Origin of the sequence: Bradyrhizobium sp. CCBAU 53415, from assembly GCF_028128735.1 — a bacterium.
GTDB lineage: Bacteria > Pseudomonadota > Alphaproteobacteria > Rhizobiales > Xanthobacteraceae > Bradyrhizobium.
The window spans coordinates 316027-337394 of record NZ_LBJF01000023.1 but is presented as its reverse complement, the minus strand read 5'-3'; the positions used below and the strand labels follow the sequence as shown (position 1 = coordinate 337394).

The window sequence follows — 21368 nt, the reverse complement described above, 5'->3', positions numbered from 1 at the left end:
CGGCGTGCTGCGCTGCAGAGCCGGAGCGCGAGACCTACTTCTTCCGACTGTCGATCGCCGTCTTGCAAGCAGCGCTGAGTTGGTCGCGCTTGCCATTGAGGCAGGCGACGACACGGCCGCCGCCCGGCGCGACGCCGGCGCAGAATTTGTCATAGTCCGCCTTGCACGCTCCGCGCGGATCGGACGATTGTGCCGATGCGCCTCCGGAGAACGCGACGACGAGTGCGATGGTGACGAAGCTCAACTTGGACATGGTATCTCCGGTGGCGGAAGGCAGGAGCCGGTAGCTCTCTACATGAAGATCGCGACATTCAACATCAACAACATCAACCGCCGTCTGCCCAATCTGTTGGCATGGATGCGCCTCGCGAAGCCCGATGTCGTCGCGCTTCAGGAGTTGAAGGCAAGTGATGGCGAATTTCCGGCGGCCGCGATCGAAAAGGCGGGCTACGGCGCGGTATGGTGTGGACAAAAGACGTGGAACGGCGTCGCCATCCTCGCCCGCGACGCCGAGCCGATTCTCACTCGCGACCGCTTGCCGGGAAAGCCTGACGATCTCGAAGCCCGCTACATCGAAGCGGCCGTGTGCGGCATCATCGTCACCAGCATCTACCTGCCCAACGGCAATCCGCAGCCGGGACCGAAATTCGACTACAAGCTCGACTGGTTCGCGCGGCTCAAGCGCCACGCCAAAACGTTCATCAAGCAGGATCTGCCCGTCGTGCTCGCCGGCGACTACAACGTCGCGCCCGACGAGATCGACATCTACCCGACGCGCTCGTGGGACAAGGACGCGCTGATCCAGCCGAAGAGCCGTGCGGCGTTTGCCTCGCTGGTCGATCAAGGCTGGCGCGACGCGATCCGCGAGCTGCACCCGGGCAAGCGCATCTACACGTTCTGGGACTACAAGCGAAACCGCTGGCCGCGCGATGCCGGCCTGCGGCTCGACCATCTCCTGCTCAGCCCCGCCCTCGCCCCGCGCCTGGCGAAAGCCGGCGTCGACAGGAAGATCCGTGGCGAGGATGGCGCGAGCGATCACGCGCCGGCGTGGGTGGTGTTGCGGTGACCCTCACCACAAATTCCTGCCGTCGATCACGTTCACCGGCACGGCGTCGAGATCGAAATCGTCGAACAGGCGCGCGTTGACGGCGACCTTGGGATTGTCGAAGTCGGGCTTGCCGGTCGACCAGTCCGGCGACTCCGAATAGGTGCCACAGCCGCAGCTTGCGCAAAAATGGTGTTTGACGGTGCGGCTGCCCCAAAGATAGGTCGCGACGTTCTCCGCTGGTGACAGCAATCGAAACTGCGCCGGCGTGTAATAGGCCCACAGTGCGCCGCGCTTGGTGCAGAGCGTGCAGGTGCAGCGCGTCAGGCTCGAAGGCGCCTCCGTCACCTCGAACACGGTCTCACCGCAATGACAGCTTGCCTCGATCGGCATGATCCGCTCTCCGTTTTGTCAGCACATGTCGTAGCCGGCCCCTGCTGCCAACATGCTGTCAGCAGCCGGGCGCCCAGGCAAAACATGAGAAAACAACCCCATGCACAGTAGCCGCCCCCTGTGTGCTCAATGACTTACGCCTCTTCCGACGTCCGAATTGACCCGTCGGGCAAAGCACCGGCACAGTGTTGCAATCGAAGAATTCCCCGGGGCGGGACCGCTTCCGGAAGTCCGTCAATACTTGCGCGGCCAGCGGCGGCGCGCCAAATTTGTGATTCAGGCCAACGGTCCCGATGGCCGACGCGCTGCGGGATGGTTGTCCTCGCCGAACACGCATCGCCCGCATGACTGCCCGCGGCTAGACTCTCCTGATTCGTGGAGACTGTTTTGGCCTTTCTCTTCGTCCTGACCGTCGGCCTCGTCGCCGGCACCATATCCGGCATCGTCGGCACCGGCTCGTCGATCATGCTGATGCCGGTGCTGGTCTATGCCTACGGGCCGAAAGAAGCCGTGCCGATCATGGCGGTGGCGTCCGTGATGGCGAATTTCTCGCGCATCCTGGCCTGGCGGCGCGAGGTCGACTGGCGGGCCTGCGCGGCCTATTCGGTGACGGGCATTCCGGCCGCAGCGCTCGGCGCACGCACGCTGCTGGCGCTGCCCTCGCATGCGGTCGACCTCACCATCGGCATCTTCCTGATTGCGATGGTGCCGGTGCGGCACTGGCTGGCGCGGCACGACCTCAAGGCCAATCTCTGGCACCTCGCCATCGGCGGCGCCGTGATCGGCTATCTCACCGGCATCGTGGTCTCGACCGGCCCGCTCAGCGTTCCGCTGTTCCTCTTCTACGGCCTCTCCAGGGGCGCCTTCCTGGCAACGGAAGCGGCGTCCTCGCTCGGCCTCTACTTCGCGAAATCGGTGACCTTCGAACGTTTCGGCGCGATGACCGGCGACGTCTTCCTAAAGGGCCTGATCGCGGGCGCCTCGCTGATGTCCGGCGCCTTCATCGCCAAGCACTTCGTGCTGCATCTGAAGCCGGACGTGTTCCGCCTGGTGATGGACGCGATCATGATTGCGGCCGGGCTCTCGATGCTCTGGAACGCAGCTCAGCCGTGAGACGGCCGCGGTTCAGGCGGCGAATTCGGGCGTGATCGGCCGGCTGTCAATGACGGGACGGCTCGCCGCCGGCTGCCCCTCGAGCCATTGCAGCACGGCCGCGAGCGGCTGCGGCCGCTGATAGAGGAATCCCTGCCCGAGCCTCACGCCCATCTCGCGCATGGCTTCGGCCTGCTCGGCGCGCTCGACGCCTTCGGCGACGAGGGTCAGCCCCAGCGTGCCGGCGAGAGATGCGATGACGCCGACGATGGCCTTGTCTTCCGCGCTGTCGGGAATCTCGCGGATGAACGCCTTGTCGATCTTGACCTTGTCGAGCGGGAAACGCCTGAGATGCGCGAGCGAGCTGTAGCCGGTGCCGAAATCGTCGAGCGCGATCGTGGCACCGAGGCGCCGCAGGCGATGCAGCGTTTCGGAGGCGCTGGCGATATTGTTGATCAGCGATCCCTCGGTGATCTCGAGCTCGAGTGATGCGGCCGCGACATCGAAGCGCGAGCAGGTGGCGCGCAGCTCGGCGGCGAGCGAATGGTCGGCAAGTTCGGACGGCGGCAAATTGATCGCGATCCGGATCTGCGCCCTGCCGGCGGCGGCCAATTGTTGCAACGCCCGGCAGGCATCGGTCAGCACGTAGCGGGTCAGTCGCGCATTGTTGCCGCTGCGCTCGATCAGCGGCAAGAATTCGCCGGGGCCGATCACGCCATGTTCAGGATGGCGCCAGCGGATCAGCGCTTCCAGACCGACGACTTCGCGGCTTTCGAGATCGACCTGGCCCTGGTACCAGACCTCGAACTGCCCCTCGGCGAAGCCGGCGGGAATGGCGAGCTCGAGATCCCTGCGGCGGCGATAGTCGCGCTGGAGCGCTTCGTCCAGCACGGCGACCGTGCCGGGGGCCTTGCTCTTGGCATGATAGAGCGCGATGTCGGCGAGCGTTGGCAGGTGCGACAGCTCCGGATCGTCGGCGCGGCGCACGGCAAGGCCGATGCTGGCGCGCGGCATCACTTGCTTGTCGTGGAGGCGGATCGGCTCGGAAATGACGTCCAGCACCTGCTGAGCGAATGCGTGCGCTGCCTGCTCGTCGCTCACCTCGGGACGAATGACGACGAACTCGTCGCCGCCGAGCCGGGCAACCCAGTCCTCCGCTTCGACCGCGCGACGAAGACGCTCCGAAATCTGAACCAGGAACTCGTCGCCTGCCTCATGGCCGAAGGTGTCGTTGATGCCCTTGAAGTCGTCGAGATCGATGAAGCAGAACGCGACCAGCGTGTCAGGCGAGCCCCCGTCCCGGCTTACCACGGCAAGGCGCTCGGTCAGGGAGCGCCGGTTCGGCAGCCCGGTGAGCGGATCGTGCGTGGCCATGTGCCCGAGCCGGTCCAGCGCGCCCGACGTCGTGTGCTGCATGGCGTTGAAGGCGCGCGCGAGCTGGCCGAATTCGTTCGAGGATGTGACGTCCGCCGGGTAGGCCCGACCGTCCTGCTTGCTGCGCTGGATCGCCGACATCATGGCCGCAAGCGGCCTGCCGATGAAGATGTTGGCGGAGATCCGCATGGCGATGAGGGTCGCAAACGTTGCGAGCAGGCCGACGACCAGCAGCAGCGCCAGGCGGCTGCCCGCATCCGCGTACAGCGTCGATCGGGAATAGGCGATGGCGATGCGGCCGGCTTGAACGGCCATGTTGCCGTTGCTGTAATGGATCGGGCGCGAGACCTCCGCGACCGACTGGCCTTCGGGGCGCGCGACCACGCGGGCAATGGCGGCGCCGGTATCGTCATAGACGGCCGCCGCCGCGATGGTCTCGTCGTGCATGATCTCGTTGAGCACGCCCGTGACCTGGTCGTAGCGCATCTTCCAGAGCGGCTCGGCAATCAGCTCGGCCCGGCTCTCGGCGACGCGGGCCATGCGGGCGTCGAGCTGCCTGACCTGCGACCAGAAGCTCGATGCCTCGACGCCAGCGGAGGCGAGCAGTTGCACCAGCAGCAGAACGGGCACGGTGGCCCAGATCATCGCGTGGACGACCGAGCCCAAGCGCGGCGGCGCTGCCCGCTGGCTGCGATCCGGATCGGTCATCGCCTCATCCTTGCGCATCAGTCCGCGACGCCTTCGGGAAGCGGCAGCGACGAGATGAGCGCATCGAGCGAGAAGTCATATCGTCCGCAGCGCCCGGCCTTTGCCCGGAACCGAGTGAAGTCGATCCGGTCGAACGCACGCGTCCTGATGAGGTCGCCGACCGAAGCGAGATTGTCGCGCGTGATCGCCGACGTCTTGACCTCGACGTGGGGCGAAACGGCTGCGAAATCGCAGCCATCGGCATAGTCGCGCAGGAGAACGATCGACCAGCCGCCGAGCAGGAAATGCCCGCCGTCGGTCAGCAGCAGGCGGCCCGCCTCGATCTCGCGCAGCGCGTCCTCGGACCAGTTGAGACCCACCACCTCGATGTTCCGACCGGGCACAAGGCCGGCAGCGATCGCCGCACGTAACGCGCCAAGCGCCATCGGATCGTTTCCCGCCCATATGCCGGCAGGCCGGATCTCCTTGCGCGAGGCCCAGCCCAGATAATTCGTCGTGACCTGCTCGGCCTCCGACTGCGTCCAGTTGGCGAACAGCAGCCGGTCCACCACGACGTCAGGCGCGGCATCCACCGCGAGCTTGAGGCCGGCGTTACGCGCGATCGAGGCGGGCGTGATCTCGTCGCCGCCGATGCCGAGAATATGGATCTTGCCGTCCGCGCTCTGCCATTTCTCGGCACGTGCCGCCGCGATCAGGGCGTTGGCCATCCGTGCGCCCGCGGTCTGAAGATCGGTCGTGATGTCGCCGAGCCAGGTCTTGAGCTTTTGCCGCGGCGGCCCAAGTCGCGCCGCATCCTCGCCGATCAGTGTGTTGGAGAGCAGCAGCGTCTTGACGCCTGCGGCCTCGGCGGCCTCCAGGATCGGAACGGCGGCGGATTCCTCGTTCGACAGGATGAGGAAATCGGGCTTGTCGCGGCGTGCCACCACGCCGAAGCCGAGCTCCTGCATGGTGCGGTAATTGCGCTCGCTGGTCAGCACTTCGACACGCATGTCGAGCTTGCGGCCGGCGGCCTGCATGCTCTGCGCGACCATATCCCAGAACACCTCGCCGGTCTTGCCGGGACTGACGAAAACCACGTCGAGGGGCTTGGCAAAGCCGTGGCCGGCGGACGCGACGAGGCCGCAGGCCGTGCCTGCAACCAGCAATATTCGCAGAAATCCCGTCATTTCTCTTCGTCGCCCCTGATGGTTCCCAGACTGGACCGCCGTCCGCTAACACTTCGCAAAATCCGTCCGGCCACGGCGGCACAGAGCTAATGAAAGGTTATTTGTCGTGACGAATTGAGATATTCGGAGCGCCGGCGATCGCCCCGTCATTCCGTGCTATCAGCAAGCCGAACCCTCGACTCAACCGCTCCCCATGGCCAAGAACACGCTTTCCTTCGTCTGCCAGAACTGCGGCGCCGCCTATAACCGCTGGCAGGGCAAGTGCGAGTCCTGCGGCGAGTGGAATACGCTCGCGGAAGAAGACACCAGCGGCAGCGTGCCGGTGTCGATCCGCTCCAAGCGCAAGGGCCGGACGTTCGCGCTGGAGAGCCTTTCCGGCAGGAGCCCGGATGCGCCGCGCCTGTCCTCGGGGATGACCGAGCTCGACCGCGTCACCGGCGGCGGCTTCGTCCGCGGCTCGGTGCTGCTGGTCGGCGGCGATCCCGGCATCGGCAAGTCGACGCTGCTGACGCAGGCCACCAGCCTGCTGGCGCGCGCAGGCCACCGCGTCGTCTACATTTCCGGAGAAGAGGCGGTCGCGCAGGTGCGCCTGCGCGCCGAGCGGCTCGGGCTGTCGGACGCGCCGGTCCAGCTTGCCGCCGAGACGTCGGTGGAAGACATCGTCTCGACGCTGTCGGAGGGCGCGGTGCCCCGGCTGATCGTGATCGACTCGATCCAGACGATGTGGACCGATACGGTGGAATCGGCGCCCGGCACGGTGACGCAGGTGCGCGCCTCCGCGCAGGCGCTGATCCGCTTTGCCAAGAAAACCGGCGCGGCCATCATCCTGGTCGGCCATGTCACCAAGGACGGCCAGATCGCAGGTCCCCGCGTGGTCGAGCACATGGTCGACGCGGTGATGTCGTTCGAGGGTGAAGGCTCGCAGCAATTCCGCATCCTGCGCGCCGTGAAGAACCGCTTCGGCCCAACCGACGAGATCGGCGTGTTCGAGATGACGGGGCTTGGCCTGCGCGAAGTGACCAACCCCTCGGAGCTGTTCCTGTCCGAGCGCGATCTCGGCACGCCCGGGACCGCCGTCTTCGCAGGAATCGAGGGCACAAGGCCCGTCCTGGTCGAGTTGCAGGCGCTGGTGGCCCCGACCTCGCTCGGCACCCCTCGCCGCGCCGTGGTCGGCTGGGACCCGAGCCGGCTGTCGATGGTGCTGGCGGTGCTGGAGGCCCATTGCGGGGTCAAGCTGTCCGGCCACGACGTCTATCTGAACGTCGCCGGCGGCCTGCGCATCCACGAGCCGGCGGCCGACCTCGCCGCCGCCGCGGCACTGGTATCGTCCCTGGTTAATGCGCAGTTACCGACTGACGCCGTCTATTTCGGCGAGATCTCGCTCTCGGGCGTGGTGCGCCCGGTGGCGCAGACCCCGGCCCGGCTGAAGGAAGCGGCAAAACTGGGCTTTCAGCGCGCCGTGCTGCCCGAATCGGCACGGGGCGAGCCCGGCGGCGATGCCGGATTGTCGCTGAATGCGGTGAACAGCCTGACGACATTGGTGGCCGAGATCGCCGCCCGCGGCTCCCGCCGGGGCGAATCGACCCCGCCGGCAGAGAAAAATGCCACACCGGCAAGATTCCGCCGTGGAGAGGGTTAGCCGGAGGTGACGCCGGAGGCCCCCGCCGCTATACAGCCGTCACAAAAGCAGCATGGGATTGCGTGGTTGCGGCCTTGCCGGGAACGCCGTCTGCCCTTCCTTTAGGGCAGCGGCAAAACACCGATTCGGCTAGAGCACCTTCGAAGTACGAGCGGACCAGACCAGCCGATGCCAGTAACACTCCTCGACCTGATCCTGCTCGGTGTGATGCTGATCTCGGGCCTGCTCGCCATGGTCCGCGGCTTCATGCGCGAAATCCTGTCGATCGCGGCCTGGGGCGCGGCGGCGATCGTGACGCTGTACTCGTTCTCGAAGCTGCTGCCGACCGCCAAGACCTATTTCAACAACGACACGGTGGCGAGCGTGGTCGTCGTCGCCGGTGTGTTCGTCGGCACCCTGGTCGTGGTCTCCGTGATCACGGTCCGGATCTCCGACATGATCCTGGATTCGCGGATCGGCGCGCTGGACCGCACCCTGGGCTTTCTGTTTGGCCTGGCTCGCGGGCTTTTGATCGTCGTGGTCGCCTTCCTGTTCTTCACCTGGCTGGTTCCGGACAAGCAGCGCCCGGACTGGGTCACGGCGGCCAAGTCCCGCGTGGTGCTCCAGGGAACCGGGGACTGGCTGATGGCCCTCTTGCCTGACGACCCCGAGAACACCATCTTGAAGAGATTCAAGAAAAACAAACCAGATGACGATCAAGCTGAATCCGAGCAGCAGCCTTCGGGCAGCGGCGACGGATACAGTAAATCTGCTCGTGACGGCATGAAGAAGCTGATCGAGAAACCTGCGGCGCGTTGATAGAGCCCTAGAGAGAGGCGCGGACGAGATGCGACACCCTGACCAGGACGCCCAACTTGATCTCGATCCAAACGCCGGTCCGGGCCCGGCCGCACTGGAGGTTCAGGACGATCTGGAGGGAGATACGCTGCGCGAGGAGTGCGGCGTATTCGGCATCTACGGTCACCCTGATGCAGCCGCCATCACCGCGCTCGGCCTTCACGCCCTCCAGCACCGCGGCCAGGAAGCCGCCGGCATCGTCTCCTACGACGGCAGCCGCTTTCACTCGGAACGCCGCCTCGGCCTCGTCGGCGACACCTTCTCCCGCCGCGAGGTGATCGACCGCCTGCCCGGCAATGTCGCGGTCGGCCATGTCCGCTATTCCACCACCGGCGCCACCATCCTGCGCAACGTGCAGCCGCTGTTCGCCGAGCTCAATGCCGGCGGTCTCGCCGTCGCCCACAACGGCAATCTCACCAACGGCCTGACGCTGCGCCGCGAGTTGGTGCGGCATGGCGCGATGATGCAGTCGACCACCGACACCGAGGTGATCCTGCACCTGGTCGCGCGCTCCAGGCGCGCCCGCTTCATCGAGCGCTATATCGACGCGCTGCGCGAGATCGAAGGCGCCTATGCGCTGGTCTCGCTGACCAACAAGAAACTGGTCGGCGCGCGCGATCCGCGCGGCATCCGCCCGCTGGTGCTCGGCGAGCTCGACGGCTGCCCGATCCTGACCTCCGAGACCTGCGCGCTCGACATCATCGGCGCGCGCTTCGTCCGCGACATCGAGCCCGGCGAAGTCATCGTGTTCGACGAGAACGGCCAGGACATCCACAAGCCGTTCCCGCCGATGGCGCCGCGTCCCTGCATCTTCGAATACATCTACTTCTCGCGGCCGGATTCCATCGTTCACGGCCGCTCGGTCTACGAGGTGCGCAAGGCCTTCGGCGCCCAGCTCGCGCGCGAGAGCCACGTGCCGATCGACGTCGTGGTGCCGGTGCCGGATTCCGGCGTGCCCGCCGCGGTCGGCTACAGCCAGCATTCGGGCGTGCCGTTCGAGCTCGGCATCATCCGCAACCACTATGTCGGTCGCACCTTCATCCAGCCGACCCAGGCGATCCGCGAATCCGGCGTGCGCATGAAGCATTCGGCCAACCGCGCCGCGATCGAGGGCAAGCGCATCATCCTGATCGACGACTCGCTGGTGCGCGGCACCACCTCGAAGAAGATCGTGCGCATGATGCGCGATGCCGGCGCCAAGGAAGTCCATTTCCGCCTCGCCTCGCCGCCGATCCTCTATCCCGATTATTACGGCATCGACCTGCCCGATCGCGGCGGCCTGCTTGCGGCGACGCATTCGCTGGAGGAGATGCGCGAGATCATCGGCGCCGACTCGCTCGCCTTCCTGTCGATCGACGGCATGTACCGCGCCATGGGCGAGCCCGGCCGCGACCCCGCCAATCCGAAATTCTCGGATCACTGCTTCACCGGCGCCTATCCGACCCACCTCACCGACCAGACCCAGACCGAGCAGCAGCCGCGACAATTGTCGCTGCTGGCGGAGGCGAGCTGACGCCGCAGCCGTCATCCCGGGGCGGTCCGCAGGATCGAACCCGGGATCTCGAGATTCCGGGTCTGGTGCTTCGCACCATCCCGGAATGACGACCCAAGCGGGGGCTTGTCCCGGCCATCCACGCCTGTAAAACGCGGCCATGACAAAGCCTCTCGCCGACCGCATCGCTCTCGTCACCGGCGCCTCGCGCGGCATCGGATTCGCCACGGCACTCGCGCTCGCCGAAGCCGGCGCCCACATCGTCGCGACGGCGCGGACGCAGGGCGGGCTGGAAGAGCTCGACGACGAGATCCGCAAGGACGGCGGCAGCGCCACCCTGGTGCCGCTCAACCTCACCGATTCCGACGGCATCGCGCGTCTCGGCGCTGGCCTGCATGAACGCTATGGCAAGCTCGATATCCTCGTCGGCAATGCCGGCGTGCTCGGCCCCTCCTCGCCGATCGGCCACATCGAGTTGAAGACCTTCAACGACGTGATGGCCGTCAACGTCTCCGCGAACTTCCAGCTGATCCGCTGCATGGAGCCGCTGCTGAAGCAGTCCGATGCCGGCCGCGCGGTGTTCATCACCTCGGGCGCCGCCAACAAGGCGACCGCCTATGTCAGCCCCTACGCCGCCTCCAAGGCCGCGCTGGAAACGCTGGCTCGCGCCTGGGCGCAGGAGACCGCGAATACGAAGCTGCGCGTCAACCTTTTCAATCCCGGCCCGGTCCGCACCCGCATGCGCGCCACGCTGATGCCGGGCGAGGATCCGGCGACGCTCGACACCCCCGAGCAGGTCGCCGAATTCATCGTGCCGATGTGCGCGCCGGACTGGACCGAGACCGGCAAGTTCTACGACTACAAGACCCGCAGCCTGATGAGCTTCCGCGCGCCGGCCTGATTGACATCATGGCGATGGCGCGACGGGTAACGTCTATACCGCCGAGGTCGACACCGGAAAGCGCAGCCAGAAATTCAAGCTGACATCGGACGCGCTCAAATAGCGTCTCAACGCATTTTGTCCCAAAAGTTAACCGACGGATGACGCTACGACGCAGCGCCATCCGGCTTTAGGCGCATTGCCGCCAGCCGTGGGACAGGCTAGAGCCATCAGCCGGAACAAGGCTCCGCAAGAGGGCCATCCGCATATTTGACAATGGAGGAAACTTTCATGACGACGACGTTCGCACGCCGCTCCGCGGCTCTTCTGGCCTGTGCCGCCTTCGGTTTTGCAACATCCGCCTACGCGCAGGACAAGACCGTCAAGATCGGCGTGCTCAACGACATGTCGAGTCTCTATGCCGACATCGGCGGTCCGAACTCCGTGGTCGCGGTCAAGATGGCAGTCGAGGACTCCGGCCTGCTCAAGAAGGGTTGGAAGATCGACGTCATCAGCGGCGACCATCAGAACAAGCCCGACGTCGGCGTCAACCTCGCCCGCCAGTGGATCGACACCGAGAAGGTCGACGCCATCGCCGACACGCCGAACTCCGGCGTGGCGCTGGCGGTCAGCAATCTCGTCAAGGAGAAGAACGCCGTGCTGCTCAATTCGGGAGCGGCCTCGGCCGACCTGACTGGCAAGGCTTGCACCCCGAACACGATCTCGTTCACTTACGATACGTACATGCTCGCCAACGGCACCGGCAAGGCGCTGACCAAGGCGGGCGGCGATACCTGGTTCTTCCTGACGTCCGACTATGCCTTCGGCCACGCGCTGGAGCGCGACACCTCGGCCGTGGTCACCGCGAGTGGCGGCAAGGTGCTCGGCAGCGTCAAGCATCCGCTGAACACCGCCGACTTCTCGTCCTTCCTGTTGCAGGCGCAATCCTCCAAGGCCAAGGTGATCGGCCTCGCCAATGCCGGCGGCGACACCACCAATGCGATCAAGCAGGCCGCCGAGTTTGGCATCGTCGCCGGCGGCCAGAAGCTGGCGGCATTGCTGCTGTTCATCAACGACGTGCATTCGCTCGGGCTGAAGACGGCCCAGGGTCTGACCTTCACCGAGTCCTTCTATTGGGACATGAACGAACAGACCCGCGCCTGGTCGAAGCGCTTCTCGGCGCAGGCCAGCAAGAACGCGATGCCGTCGATGACCCAGGCCGGCAACTACGCGATGGTGCTGCATTATCTCAAGGCGATGGAAGCGCTCGGCGGCAATCCCCATGACGGCGCCAAGGTCGTCGCCAAGATGAAGGAGCTTCCGACCGACGATCCGCTGTTCGGCAAGGGCCCGTTGCGCGCCGATGGCCGCCGTCTCATTCCGGCCTATCTGTTCGAGGTGAAGAAGCCTGAGGAATCGAAGGGACCGTGGGACTATTACAAGCAGATCGCCACCATCGCGCCGGAAGACGCGGCCAAGCCGCTCAAGGACAGCGACTGCCCGCTGGTGAAGAAGTGACCGCGTAGCCCTTACGCAACATCGCCACACGTCATGCCCGGGCTCGTCCCGGGCATTGGCGTTTCAGGCCGTCTTCGTCGCCGCGAGCGACCGCCCCGCGCCGGACTGGCGCCGCGCCCTGCGCTGTCGCCTCGCCGGAGCCGTCGCTCACGACGGCCGCTTGCGCTTGTGCGCGAAGGGATTGGCCTTCTCGCGCAGGGTGATCCGCACCGGCGTGCCCGGCAGATCGAAAGTCTCGCGCATGGAGTTGGTGAGGTAGCGCAAATAGGACTGCGGCACAGCGTCCGCGCGCGAACAGAACAGCACGAAGCTCGGCGGGCGCGCCTTGTTCTGCGTGATGTAGTTCAGCTTCAGCCTGCGGCCGGACACCGCCGGCGGCGGATTGGCCTGGATCGCCTGCTCGAACCAGCGATTGAGCGCGGAGGTCGGAACGCGCCTGTTCCAGACCGCATAGGCGTCCTGGATCGCCTGCATCAGGCGGTCGATACCCTCCCCCATCAGGCCCGACACGGCAACGACCGGCACGCCCTTGAGCTGCGGCAGCCAATGGTCGGCATCACGCCGCAGACCCGAGATCGCGCCGCCGCCCCTGGTCTCCATCAGGTCCCATTTGTTCACGGCAAGCACGACCGCCCGTCCCTCGCGCTCGATCAGGTCGGCGATGCGCAGATCCTGCTCCTCGAAGCGGTTCTGCGTGTCCATCGTCAGCACGACGACTTCGGCAAAGCGCACGGCGCGAAGTGCGTCGGCGACCGAGAGCTTTTCCAGCTTCTCCTCGATCCGCGAGCGACGGCGGAGGCCTGCGGTATCGAACACGCGAAAGTCGCGGCCCTTCCAGTTGATCTCGACCGCGATGGAGTCGCGGGTGGTGCCGGCCTCCGGGCTCGTCAGCAGGCGCTCCTCGCCGAGCAGATGGTTGATCAGCGTCGACTTGCCGGCATTGGGCCGGCCGACGATGGCGACACGGATCGGGCGCGTCGCGGCCTCCTCCTCGGAAAGCGGCGCGTCGTCCTCGGTCTCGTCTTCGTCGACGGGCTCCGGCATCAGCTTGGCGAGCGCATCGTAGAGCTCGCCCATGCCCTCGCCGTGCTCGGCCGAGATCTGGATGGGATCGCCAAGGCCGAGCGCGAAGGCCTCCATCGCACCGGCATCGCCGTGCCTGCCTTCGCTCTTGTTGGCGATCAGCAGCACCGGCTTGTTGGCTTTGCGGGCGAAATCGGCGAAGGCGCGATCGGTGGGCGTGAGGCCGATGCGGGCATCGATGACGAAGAACAGCGCGTCGGCCTGCGCGATCGCGGTCTCGGTCTGCTCCTGCATGCGTGCGGTCAGCGAGCCCCTGGCGCCCTCGTCGAGGCCGGCGGTATCGATGATGGTGAACTGGAGGTCGCCGAGCCTGGCCTCGCCCTCGCGGCGATCGCGGGTAACGCCCGGCAGGTCATCGACGAGCGCGAGCTTCTGGCCGACCAGACGGTTGAACAGGGTCGACTTGCCGACATTGGGCCGGCCGATGATGGCGATCGTGAAGGACATCGGTCATTCGTGCGCTGCGGAGGCTGCGCCTGTCAATGCAATGAAAATTATCGCGAGAAGCTGCCGCTCGGCAGCGGCGCCGGGAAGGCGCTCTGCGACTGCTGCTGCGCGGGCTGGGCCGGCTGCGCCTGCTGGACGGGCTGATCCGGCGGCGGCGCGGTGGTACGCCTGCGGACGATCTTGTGCTTGGGCGGCGGAGCGGATGTCGCCGGCGCGGCCTCTGGCTGGGCCTCGCCGTCGACCTCACCGGCGGGCGCTTCAGCCGGCGCGACTGCTGCGGCGGCCGGCTGTCTCGCGTGCTTCGCCTTGGCACCTTGCGCCGGCTTGGCCGGCTCCGGCGGGGGCTCCACGGGCAGAGCCGCGACCGCAGGCGCGTTCGGATCGGGCTGCTGCTGCGCCCCCTTGTACAGCTCCTTCGGCACGCCCTGCTCGAGACCCGGCACGCCCTCCGGGAAGACCGGCTTGCGGTCGCCCGGCAGCTTCTTCTTGGTGTCGAGGAAGTCGAGCATGTCGCTTGGATCGAAGCTGGAGCAGCCGCCCAGAACGCCCGTGAAGGCGATCAGGACGGCGGCTGCGATCAAGCGTGGCGTGCGGCGCATCTTGTGTCTCGTCTTCGGGTCGGAGGGCCGTCGTCAGCTCTTCTTGCTCAGCTCTTGGCGACGGGCGGCAGCAGGGCCTGCAGCGCCTCGGCGCGCGAGCGCAAGCCGGGCGGCGTTTCCCCGTCCTCGCTAATCGCGTCGAGCCATTTGCGGGCTGCGGTCATGTCGTTGTTGCGCCAGGCAGACAGTGCCAGCATCTCGCGGGCGCTGTGGCGGAAGGTGGATTTGGGCGTCGCGGAGGACTCCAGCCGCTGCTGCATGTCGGCGTAGCTGGCGCTGTCGAGCAGCAAGCCTGCGGCACGGATCTTCGCCAGATCCTGCCACTCACCGCCAACGCTGCGGTCGGCGGCAATGTCGTCATACATCTTCGCGGCGGCCTTGGGATCGCGGCTGGCAAGCTCGGCTGCCGCACGCAGCCGTGCCAGGGTACGATAGCCGGACGGACCCGTGGCGGCGAGCTCGGTGAAGGCCTTCTCGGCGTCGGCATGCTTGTCCTGCTCGGACAGCTCGACGGCCTTCTCGAAGGCGGCGCCGGCCTCGGCGGCCTTCTTGCCCTCCAGATATTGATAGGCGCGCCAGCCACCGACGGCCGCCACGATCAGCACCATCAGGGCGATGAAGTAGATCGAATACTTGTCCCACAGCTTCTTGAGCTGTTCGCGACGTACTTCCTCGTCGACTTCGTCAAATAATTCAGACACTTATGCTAATCCCATGCCCGTCCGGGTGCGCGCGCCGAAGCGTTCGCGTCAGGAATCCCGTCCCCACGTGGCGGCGAGGTACCCTAACGATATGGCGGTGGCAAGGCAAAGCGAGCCCGATCAAGGCGTTAACCACCCGGTAGCGGCCCTGGGGAACGCCGGCCGGCTCAGGTCCCCAACAGCTCCCGCAGCTGCCGCTTCAGCACCTTGCCGTTGGCATTGCGCGGCAACGGCTCGGCGGTGATCGCCATCGTTTCCGGCACCTTGTAGTCCGACAGTCGCTCGGCGCACCAGGCGCGCAGATCGTCGCTGCCGACCGGGATACGCGTCACCACCACGGCGTGGACGCGCTCGCCCAGCACGGGGCACGCCTTGGCGATGATCGCACTCTCGACCACGGCGGGATGCCCCGCCAGCACGGATTCGACCTCGGCCGAATAGATTTTGAGGCCGCCGCGGTTGATCATGTCCTTTTGCCGGTCGAACACGCGGACAAATCCCTCCGCGTCGACCGAGCCGAGATCGCCCGAGCGCCAGAACCCGCCGGCGAAGCTCTCGGCCGTGGCTTTGGGGTTGTTCCAATAGCCCTTGATGACGGAGGCGCTCTGGATCCAGAGCTCGCCGATCTCGCCAGCAGGCAGCTCCCGCCCGTCCGGTCCCATCGCAATGATGCGCGCGCCGGGGCACGGCAGGCCGACGCTGTCGATATGGCTCTCGGTCAATTCGCCCGGCATGATCGTCGAGGGCGACGTCGTCTCGGTCGCGCCGTAGCAGTTCATCAGCTTGAGGCCGGGAATCTTCGCCTTGAGCTTCTCGATGGTCGCGACCGGCATCGGCGCGCCGCCGAAGCCGCCGATGCGCCAGCTCGAGAGATCGTGGCTGTCGAAATCCGGCTGCAGCAGGCAGAGATTGTACATAGCCGGCACCATCACCGTGTAGGTGACACGCTCGCGCGCGGCGAGCCTGAGGTAATCAGCGGCCTTGAATTCCGGCATGATGATCAGCGCCCCGCCGCAGCGGATCATCGTCGTGATGTTGGCGACGACGCCGGTGACATGGCCGAGCGGCACCGCAGCGATCGAGCGATCCGCGTCCGTCAATTGCAGGCAGGACACGAAGACCATCGAGGAATGAACGATGTTGCAATGGGCCAGCATCGCGCCCTTCGGCTTGCCCGTCGTCCCCGAGGTGTAGAGGATCATCGCGGTGTCCTCCTCGCTCGTCTCGACCGGCGCAGGCGCCGGCGGGTTGTCGGCGAGCACGGCGAAATGCGACCGAGCCGAACCCTCGTCGATGGCAATGCGATGGACGACATCAGGCACATCCTGCGCATCCGGCAGCCGTTCGGCGAGCGCCTCTTCGTGGATCAGGATCTTTGCGCCGCAATCGGTCAGCACATAAGCGATCTCCGGCTTCTGCTGGCGCGTGCTGAGCAGCACCGTCACCAGCCCCTCATGCGCGGCGGCGAACAGCAGCAGCGGAAATTCGATGCGGTTGCCGAGCAGGATGGCGACACGATCGCCGCGCTGCAGTCCGAGATTGCGAAATCCCGCGGCAATTCTTGCGGCCTGCTCCACGGCCTGCTGCCAGCTCAGGCGGACATTGCCTGCGATCAGCGCTTCGCCGCCGGCGTTGCGGTCGCGGGCGCTCGCGATCATCGCCCAGAGGGTCGCAGGCCGATCCGAAAACGCCGGCACCACGCGATCGCCAAAGCGCGCCTCGAGCCGCATCGGCGGGATCTGAGGATGCGACCAAGACCAATCCATCGAAGGGCCCTCTGCTTGTTGCTCTTACCAGCTTCCGCGCATGACCATCCAGGTCTCGTCTTGTGCTGACCGGCTACGCGCCGATCACGGGAACGCCGATCACGACCGGATGGAACGCGAACGCCAGCGCCAGATAGGCGACGATTCCGACCGCAACCGCGATCAGATCGTCGGTAATGCCACCCACCGGGATGGGCGGGCCGCCGCGGTCGGTGCGATGCTTGAGCGTAACGCGGTCATACACCGCCCAACCGAGGAACGAGCCGAACAGGATGATGGAGCCGAGGTCGCCGTTGGCCAGAAGATGGGCCGCCGCCCACAGCTTGATGCCGGCCAGCATTGGATGCTTCAGCGTCGCATAGATACGGCCGCGCAGATATGACGCCACCACCAGGACGACCGCGGGCAGCATGAGTGCGAGCGTGATGTGCTTCATCGCCTTCGGCGGATACCAGACGTCGATCCAGCCGGTGGCGCGATAATGGGCATAGCCCCAGATGATCAGCGCAAGCCCCGCCAGCGAGACCAGCGAATAGAGGATCTTGTAGGTCCCCTCGCCCAGCCTTGCGATCGCCTCGGCGCGCATCTCGCGTTTGGTGGTGAACACATGCGCCGCAAAAAACAGCGCAAGCCCCAGGATCATGACCAGCAGACCCAAGACATCCTCCCCTTTGGCCAACGCCCCGCCTCTGAGGTATCATCGATTGGCCGCCGCTCGCAACTCGTGTCCCCATGGTGAGAGGCGCGAAAGCACCGTCTCGACGAGGGATGAAGGAGTCCTCGCGGTTACTTGCCCAGGTCGCGATTATCGATATAGCGGATCGCGATCGGCCTGCCCGCCAGCGCGCCGCCAAAGCCGCTGGTGAATTTCAGCGGCAGGCATGCCTTCAACGATGCGTTGATGGCGTCGAGATAGGTCGTCCTGGTGTCGGCGGGGACGCCCGCGGTCGCAAATGTCATGCGCGGCGGGCCGATCAGGCCGCCCGATCGGTTGAGGCTGAACCGCACCGACATCTGCATGCCCGCCCGCGCATGGTCCGCGGAAGGAGGTGACCAACACGAGCGCAACTCGGCGAAGAGATCACCTATCGTATTCAGCTCATGATCGGGCCGCCGGTACTTCGCGCCGTCCGCTTGCGATGGAACGCTCTCGACCGTGAGCTGGAGAGTCTCGCCGAATGGAAACGGGATTTCGGTGATGCAAGGCCCCTGAAAAGGCCCGCCGCACGGCTCGTACGAGAACGGCTCCTCTTCGAGAGGGCGGCGCCACGCATCGGCCGGTGCCGGCAGGATTGCCACAAGGAGGAACACAAGGATGGAACGCCACATGATCAAGAAACCGCAGGACCCGCTCCGATGGAAATCGGCACCGGCCGCCCCCGTATCAAGCCTGCGCTCGTTCACATGCGCGTTCAAATCCGCTATTGAGGTCAAGCTGGGGCATGGCAGCGGAGGGTATGGCTGCACGGCGGAGGGACGTGGCCGCCCTACCCCTTCTTCTTGACGTCCTTGACGTTGGAGAACTCGATGCCCTCGGCGCGCTCTTTGGTATAGCCGAGGTAGAACTCGTTCCGGGCGAGATAGACGGGATCGCCGTCGACGTCGTCGGCGATGCTGGAGGTGTTGGCGGCGATGAAGGTGTCGAGCTTCTTGCGGTCCTCCGAGGAGACCCAGCGCGCCAGCTGAAATTCGCTGACCTCGAACTCGACCGGCAGCGAATATTCCGCCTCCAGCCGCGCCTTCAGCACGTCGAGCTGCAGCGCACCGACCACACCGACCAGCGCCGGCGCGCCGTCGCGCGGGCGGAACACCTGCACCACGCCCTCTTCCGACATCTGCTGCAGCGCTTCCTTCAGCTTCTTCGCCTTCATCGCGTCGGTGAGCCGCACCCGGCGGACGATTTCCGGAGCGAAGCTCGGCACGCCGACGAAGTTGAAATCCTCACCTTCCGTCAGCGTATCGCCGATGCGCAGCGTGCCGTGATTGGGAATGCCGACGACGTCGCCGGCGAAGGCTTCGTCCGCCACCGAACGGTCCTGGGCGAAGAAGAACTGCGGGCTCGAGAGCGGCATGCTCTTGCCGGTGCGTACGAGCTTCGCCTTCATGCCGCGGCTGAGCTTGCCGGAGCAGAGCCGCGCGAAGGCGATGCGGTCACGGTGGTTCGGATCCATGTTGGCCTGGATCTTGAACACGAAGGCGCTCATGCGCGGATCGGTGGCCTCGACCTTGCGCTGATCGCTGTCCTGCGCACGCGGCTCGGGTGCGAACTTGCCGAGGCCTTCGAGGAGGTCGCCGACCCCGAAATTGCGCAGCGCGCTGCCGAAATAAACCGGCGTCAGATGGCCTTCGCGGAACGCTTCGAGCTCGAACGGCTTTGACGCCTCGGTGACGAGCTCGAGCTCGTCCTTCACGGCAGAGACGTCGAGATTGGCGTTGAGCTTGGCCAGTTCTTCGATCTCGATCTGCTGTGCCGCGCCGGTCTTGGCGCCGCCGCCTTCGAGCAGGCGCACCCCGCCATTGACGACATCATAGGTGCCGAGGAAGTCGCGGCCGCGACCGACCGGCCAGGTCATCGGCGTGGTGTCGAGCGCCAGCGTCTTCTCGATCTCGTCGAGCAACTCGAAGACGTCGCGGCTTTCGCGGTCCATCTTGTTGATGAAGGTGATGATGGGAATATCGCGCAGGCGGCACACCTCGAACAGCTTCCGGGTGCGCGCCTCGATGCCCTTGGCAGCGTCGATCACCATCACGGCGGAATCGACCGCGGTGAGCGTGCGGTAGGTGTCTTCCGAAAAGTCCTCGTGGCCCGGCGTGTCCAGGAGGTTGAACACGAGGCCTTCGAACTCGAAGGTCATCACCGAGGTCACGACCGAGATGCCGCGCTCGCGCTCGATCTTCATCCAGTCGGAACGCGTATTGCGGCGCTCGCCCTTGGCCTTGACCTGGCCGGCGAGATTGATGGCGCCACCGAACAGCAGCAGCTTCTCGGTCAGCGTGGTCTTGCCGGCGTCAGGGTGGGAGATGATCGCAAAGGTCCGCCGCCGCGCCACTTCAGCGGCAAGCGGGGAACGGGCCGGCGATTCGGCTGTGGTGATCGCGATGTCGGACATGGCGGGAGCGTGTGGCAGGGAAAACGGGCCTGATCAAGCCTCATTTGGTGATTGCGGAGCCATTCGGCCAGCCCCATATCGGCTTTCGGGAAGGACGGCCTTCCGTTTCTCAGCACCTCAGCCGCGGGGACGACCCTGCCTAAATGGAGGGTCGTCATGGCCTGGAGCATCCTGTTTGTCGCCGGTCTTCTGGAGATCACCTGGGCGATCGGCCTGAAATACACTGAGGGTTTCACCAGGATCATTCCGTCGGCGATCACCCTGGTTGCCATGGCCGGCAGCGTCATCCTGCTCGGACTTGCGCTCAAATCCCTTCCGGTCGGAACCGCCTATGCGGTCTGGACCGGCATCGGCGCGGTCGGCACCGCGACGCTCGGCATCGTCCTGTTCGGCGAGCCGGCAACGGCCTTCCGTCTTGCCAGCATCGCGCTGATCGTCGCCGGGATTGCCGGGCTGAAATTCGTCACCTGACGGAGATCTGGACCAGCCACCAGGTCAGCGCCGCGACGATGGCCGAGGCCGGGATCGTGATCACCCAGGCATAGACGATCGAGCTGGCGACGTTCCAGCGCACCGCCGAGACGCGGCGGGCGGCGCCGACGCCGACGATGGCGCCGGTGATGGTGTGGGTGGTCGAGACAGGAACCCCGAGATAGGTCGCCATGAACAGGGTCGCGGCGCCGCCCGTCTCGGCGCAAAAGCCCTGCATCGGGGTCAATTTCGTGATGCGCAGGCCCATGGTGCGGACGATGCGCCAGCCGCCCATCAGCGTGCCCAGCGCCATCGCCGCCTGGCACGATAGCACCACCCAGAACGGCACCGAGAAGTCGCTGCCGAGATACCCTTGCGAATAGAGCAGCACCGCGATGATGCCCATGGTCTTCTGTGCGTCGTTGCCGCCGTGGCCGAGCGAATAGAGCGAGGCGGAGGCGAATTGCAGGATGCGGAAAGCGCGATCGACCGCGAACGGCGTCGAGCGCACGGAGGCCCAGGACACAATCGCCACCAGCATCATTGCGAGCAGGAAACCGACCAGCGGCGACAGCACGATCGCCAGCACCGTCTTGGACAGGCCGCTCCAGACCGCCGCAGAAATCCCCGCCTTGGCCATGCCGCCGCCGACGAGCCCGCCGATCAACGCGTGCGACGAGGAGGACGGGATGCCGAGCGCCCAGGTCACGAGGTTCCAGACGATGGCACCCATGAGCGCGGCGAAAATCACCTGGGCATCGACGATCGAGGGATCGATGATGCCGGTGCCGATGGTCTGGGCGACGTGCAGCCCGAACACCATGAAGGCCACGAAATTGAAGAACGCGGCCCAGAACACCGCGAATTGCGGCCGCAGCACGCGGGTCGAGACGATGGTCGCGATCGAATTGGCGGCGTCGTGCAGGCCGTTCAGGAAGTCGAACAGCAGCGCGACGGCAATCAAGCCGACCAGGACGGGAAGACCCAACGCGGCATCCACGGCAACCCTGCCTTAAACCTTGCGCATGATCTGTGCGGAAAACCGCG

Annotated in this window: 20 protein-coding genes; 8 read left to right on the top strand and 12 right to left on the bottom strand. The window is 65.9% G+C overall.

What is annotated here, in order from left to right; translation table 11 throughout:
* Window positions 1–34: 34 nt before the first annotated feature.
* Window positions 35–253, bottom strand: a complete 219-nt coding sequence (locus XH87_RS17445; protein ID WP_035705923.1) for a cysteine rich repeat-containing protein — start codon at window positions 251–253, stop codon at window positions 35–37.
* 42 nt (window positions 254–295) lie between these two features.
* Between XH87_RS17445 and XH87_RS17440 the strand changes: the two genes are divergently transcribed.
* On the top strand, window positions 296–1066 hold the full coding sequence (locus XH87_RS17440) for an exodeoxyribonuclease III (protein WP_271588222.1): 771 nt from the start codon (window positions 296–298) through the stop codon (window positions 1064–1066).
* A 3-nt stretch (window positions 1067–1069) separates the two neighbouring features.
* On the opposite strand, the gene XH87_RS17435 is transcribed toward XH87_RS17440, so the two are convergent.
* Window positions 1070–1438, bottom strand: a complete 369-nt coding sequence (locus XH87_RS17435) for a GFA family protein (RefSeq protein WP_158670542.1) — start codon at window positions 1436–1438, stop codon at window positions 1070–1072.
* A 387-nt stretch (window positions 1439–1825) separates the two neighbouring features.
* On the opposite strand from XH87_RS17435, the gene XH87_RS17430 reads away from it, so the two are divergent.
* Window positions 1826–2551: a sulfite exporter TauE/SafE family protein gene (locus XH87_RS17430; protein ID WP_271588221.1), complete on the top strand. Its 726-nt coding sequence runs from the start codon at window positions 1826–1828 to the stop codon at window positions 2549–2551.
* Window positions 2552–2563: 12 nt separating this feature from the next.
* On the opposite strand, the gene XH87_RS17425 is transcribed toward XH87_RS17430, so the two are convergent.
* Together XH87_RS17425 and XH87_RS17420 are read right to left on the bottom strand one after the other, a co-directional pair.
* Window positions 2564–4630 carry a putative bifunctional diguanylate cyclase/phosphodiesterase gene (locus XH87_RS17425; RefSeq protein ID WP_271588220.1) on the bottom strand — a complete coding sequence of 689 codons (2067 nt, stop codon included), beginning with the start codon at window positions 4628–4630 and terminating at the stop codon, window positions 2564–2566.
* Window positions 4630–5778 carry an ABC transporter substrate-binding protein gene (locus XH87_RS17420; protein ID WP_271588219.1) on the bottom strand — a complete coding sequence of 383 codons (1149 nt, stop codon included), beginning with the start codon at window positions 5776–5778 and terminating at the stop codon, window positions 4630–4632. The genes XH87_RS17425 and XH87_RS17420 overlap by 1 nt, the downstream gene beginning before the upstream one ends.
* Window positions 5779–5971: 193 nt before the next feature.
* Here XH87_RS17420 and radA point away from each other — a divergent pair, with 193 nt between their 5' ends.
* From radA to XH87_RS17395, 5 genes are all read left to right on the top strand, one after another.
* A complete protein-coding gene (radA, locus tag XH87_RS17415) occupies window positions 5972–7417 on the top strand; it encodes a DNA repair protein RadA (RefSeq protein WP_271588218.1) in 1446 nt (481 codons plus the stop codon).
* A gap of 168 nt (window positions 7418–7585) precedes the next feature.
* Window positions 7586–8215 carry a CvpA family protein gene (locus XH87_RS17410; protein ID WP_035705950.1) on the top strand — a complete coding sequence of 210 codons (630 nt, stop codon included), beginning with the start codon at window positions 7586–7588 and terminating at the stop codon, window positions 8213–8215.
* 28 nt (window positions 8216–8243) lie between these two features.
* Window positions 8244–9767, top strand: coding sequence for an amidophosphoribosyltransferase (purF, locus tag XH87_RS17405; RefSeq protein WP_035705952.1), 1524 nt, complete (start codon window positions 8244–8246; stop codon window positions 9765–9767).
* Window positions 9768–9906: 139 nt separating this feature from the next.
* Complete coding sequence (locus XH87_RS17400) at window positions 9907–10647, top strand: SDR family NAD(P)-dependent oxidoreductase (RefSeq protein WP_271588217.1); 741 nt, start codon at window positions 9907–9909, stop codon at window positions 10645–10647.
* Between the two features lie 270 nt (window positions 10648–10917).
* Entirely contained in the window at window positions 10918–12144 is a 1227-nt protein-coding gene (locus tag XH87_RS17395; protein WP_271588216.1) for an ABC transporter substrate-binding protein, read from the top strand.
* A 147-nt stretch (window positions 12145–12291) separates the two neighbouring features.
* On the opposite strand, the gene der is transcribed toward XH87_RS17395, so the two are convergent.
* The 7 genes from der to XH87_RS17360 all read right to left on the bottom strand — a co-directional run bounded on the left by der (window position 12292) and on the right by XH87_RS17360 (window position 19850).
* Entirely contained in the window at window positions 12292–13674 is a 1383-nt protein-coding gene (der, locus tag XH87_RS17390; RefSeq protein ID WP_271588215.1) for a ribosome biogenesis GTPase Der, read from the bottom strand.
* Between the two features lie 47 nt (window positions 13675–13721).
* The gene (locus tag XH87_RS17385) at window positions 13722–14273 is read right to left on the bottom strand and encodes a hypothetical protein (RefSeq protein ID WP_271588214.1); all 552 of its coding nucleotides are present in this window, start codon (window positions 14271–14273) and stop codon (window positions 13722–13724) included.
* Between the two features lie 47 nt (window positions 14274–14320).
* Entirely contained in the window at window positions 14321–14974 is a 654-nt protein-coding gene (locus XH87_RS17380; protein ID WP_271588213.1) for a tetratricopeptide repeat protein, read from the bottom strand.
* Window positions 14975–15141: 167 nt separating this feature from the next.
* Window positions 15142–16740 (bottom strand): class I adenylate-forming enzyme family protein, encoded by a 1599-nt coding sequence (locus tag XH87_RS17375; protein WP_271588212.1) that lies wholly within the window; start codon window positions 16738–16740, stop codon window positions 15142–15144.
* Between the two features lie 73 nt (window positions 16741–16813).
* A complete protein-coding gene (locus XH87_RS17370; RefSeq protein ID WP_271588211.1) occupies window positions 16814–17398 on the bottom strand; it encodes an NnrU family protein in 585 nt (194 codons plus the stop codon).
* 128 nt (window positions 17399–17526) lie between these two features.
* A complete protein-coding gene (locus XH87_RS17365) occupies window positions 17527–18069 on the bottom strand; it encodes a hypothetical protein (RefSeq protein WP_271588342.1) in 543 nt (180 codons plus the stop codon).
* Window positions 18070–18227: 158 nt separating this feature from the next.
* Complete coding sequence (locus XH87_RS17360; protein ID WP_271588210.1) at window positions 18228–19850, bottom strand: peptide chain release factor 3; 1623 nt, start codon at window positions 19848–19850, stop codon at window positions 18228–18230.
* A 156-nt stretch (window positions 19851–20006) separates the two neighbouring features.
* Here XH87_RS17360 and sugE point away from each other — a divergent pair, with 156 nt between their 5' ends.
* Entirely contained in the window at window positions 20007–20321 is a 315-nt protein-coding gene (gene sugE, locus XH87_RS17355; RefSeq protein ID WP_035705969.1) for a quaternary ammonium compound efflux SMR transporter SugE, read from the top strand.
* Here the strand turns inward: sugE and XH87_RS17350 are convergent.
* Complete coding sequence (locus XH87_RS17350) at window positions 20314–21321, bottom strand: inorganic phosphate transporter (protein ID WP_271588209.1); 1008 nt, start codon at window positions 21319–21321, stop codon at window positions 20314–20316. The genes sugE and XH87_RS17350 overlap by 8 nt on opposite strands.
* Between the last annotated feature and the right edge of the window lie 47 nt (window positions 21322–21368).

Coding starts and splice junctions, on each gene's coding strand:
- XH87_RS17420 (WP_271588219.1), bottom strand. CDS start 5,778: ATGACGGGATTTCTGCGAATATTGCTGGTTGCAGGCACGGCCTGCGGC.
- XH87_RS17435 (WP_158670542.1), bottom strand. CDS start 1,438: ATGCCGATCGAGGCAAGCTGTCATTGCGGTGAGACCGTGTTCGAGGTG.
- XH87_RS17395 (WP_271588216.1), top strand. CDS start 10,918: ATGACGACGACGTTCGCACGCCGCTCCGCGGCTCTTCTGGCCTGTGCC.
- XH87_RS17375 (WP_271588212.1), bottom strand. CDS start 16,740: ATGGATTGGTCTTGGTCGCATCCTCAGATCCCGCCGATGCGGCTCGAG.
- sugE (WP_035705969.1), top strand. CDS start 20,007: ATGGCCTGGAGCATCCTGTTTGTCGCCGGTCTTCTGGAGATCACCTGG.
- XH87_RS17400 (WP_271588217.1), top strand. CDS start 9,907: ATGACAAAGCCTCTCGCCGACCGCATCGCTCTCGTCACCGGCGCCTCG.
- XH87_RS17440 (WP_271588222.1), top strand. CDS start 296: ATGAAGATCGCGACATTCAACATCAACAACATCAACCGCCGTCTGCCC.
- XH87_RS17425 (WP_271588220.1), bottom strand. CDS start 4,630: ATGCGCAAGGATGAGGCGATGACCGATCCGGATCGCAGCCAGCGGGCA.
- XH87_RS17365 (WP_271588342.1), bottom strand. CDS start 18,069: ATGTGGCGTTCCATCCTTGTGTTCCTCCTTGTGGCAATCCTGCCGGCA.
- purF (WP_035705952.1), top strand. CDS start 8,244: ATGCGACACCCTGACCAGGACGCCCAACTTGATCTCGATCCAAACGCC.
- XH87_RS17360 (WP_271588210.1), bottom strand. CDS start 19,850: ATGTCCGACATCGCGATCACCACAGCCGAATCGCCGGCCCGTTCCCCG.
- XH87_RS17445 (WP_035705923.1), bottom strand. CDS start 253: ATGTCCAAGTTGAGCTTCGTCACCATCGCACTCGTCGTCGCGTTCTCC.
- XH87_RS17410 (WP_035705950.1), top strand. CDS start 7,586: ATGCCAGTAACACTCCTCGACCTGATCCTGCTCGGTGTGATGCTGATC.
- der (WP_271588215.1), bottom strand. CDS start 13,674: ATGTCCTTCACGATCGCCATCATCGGCCGGCCCAATGTCGGCAAGTCG.
- radA (WP_271588218.1), top strand. CDS start 5,972: ATGGCCAAGAACACGCTTTCCTTCGTCTGCCAGAACTGCGGCGCCGCC.
- XH87_RS17385 (WP_271588214.1), bottom strand. CDS start 14,273: ATGCGCCGCACGCCACGCTTGATCGCAGCCGCCGTCCTGATCGCCTTC.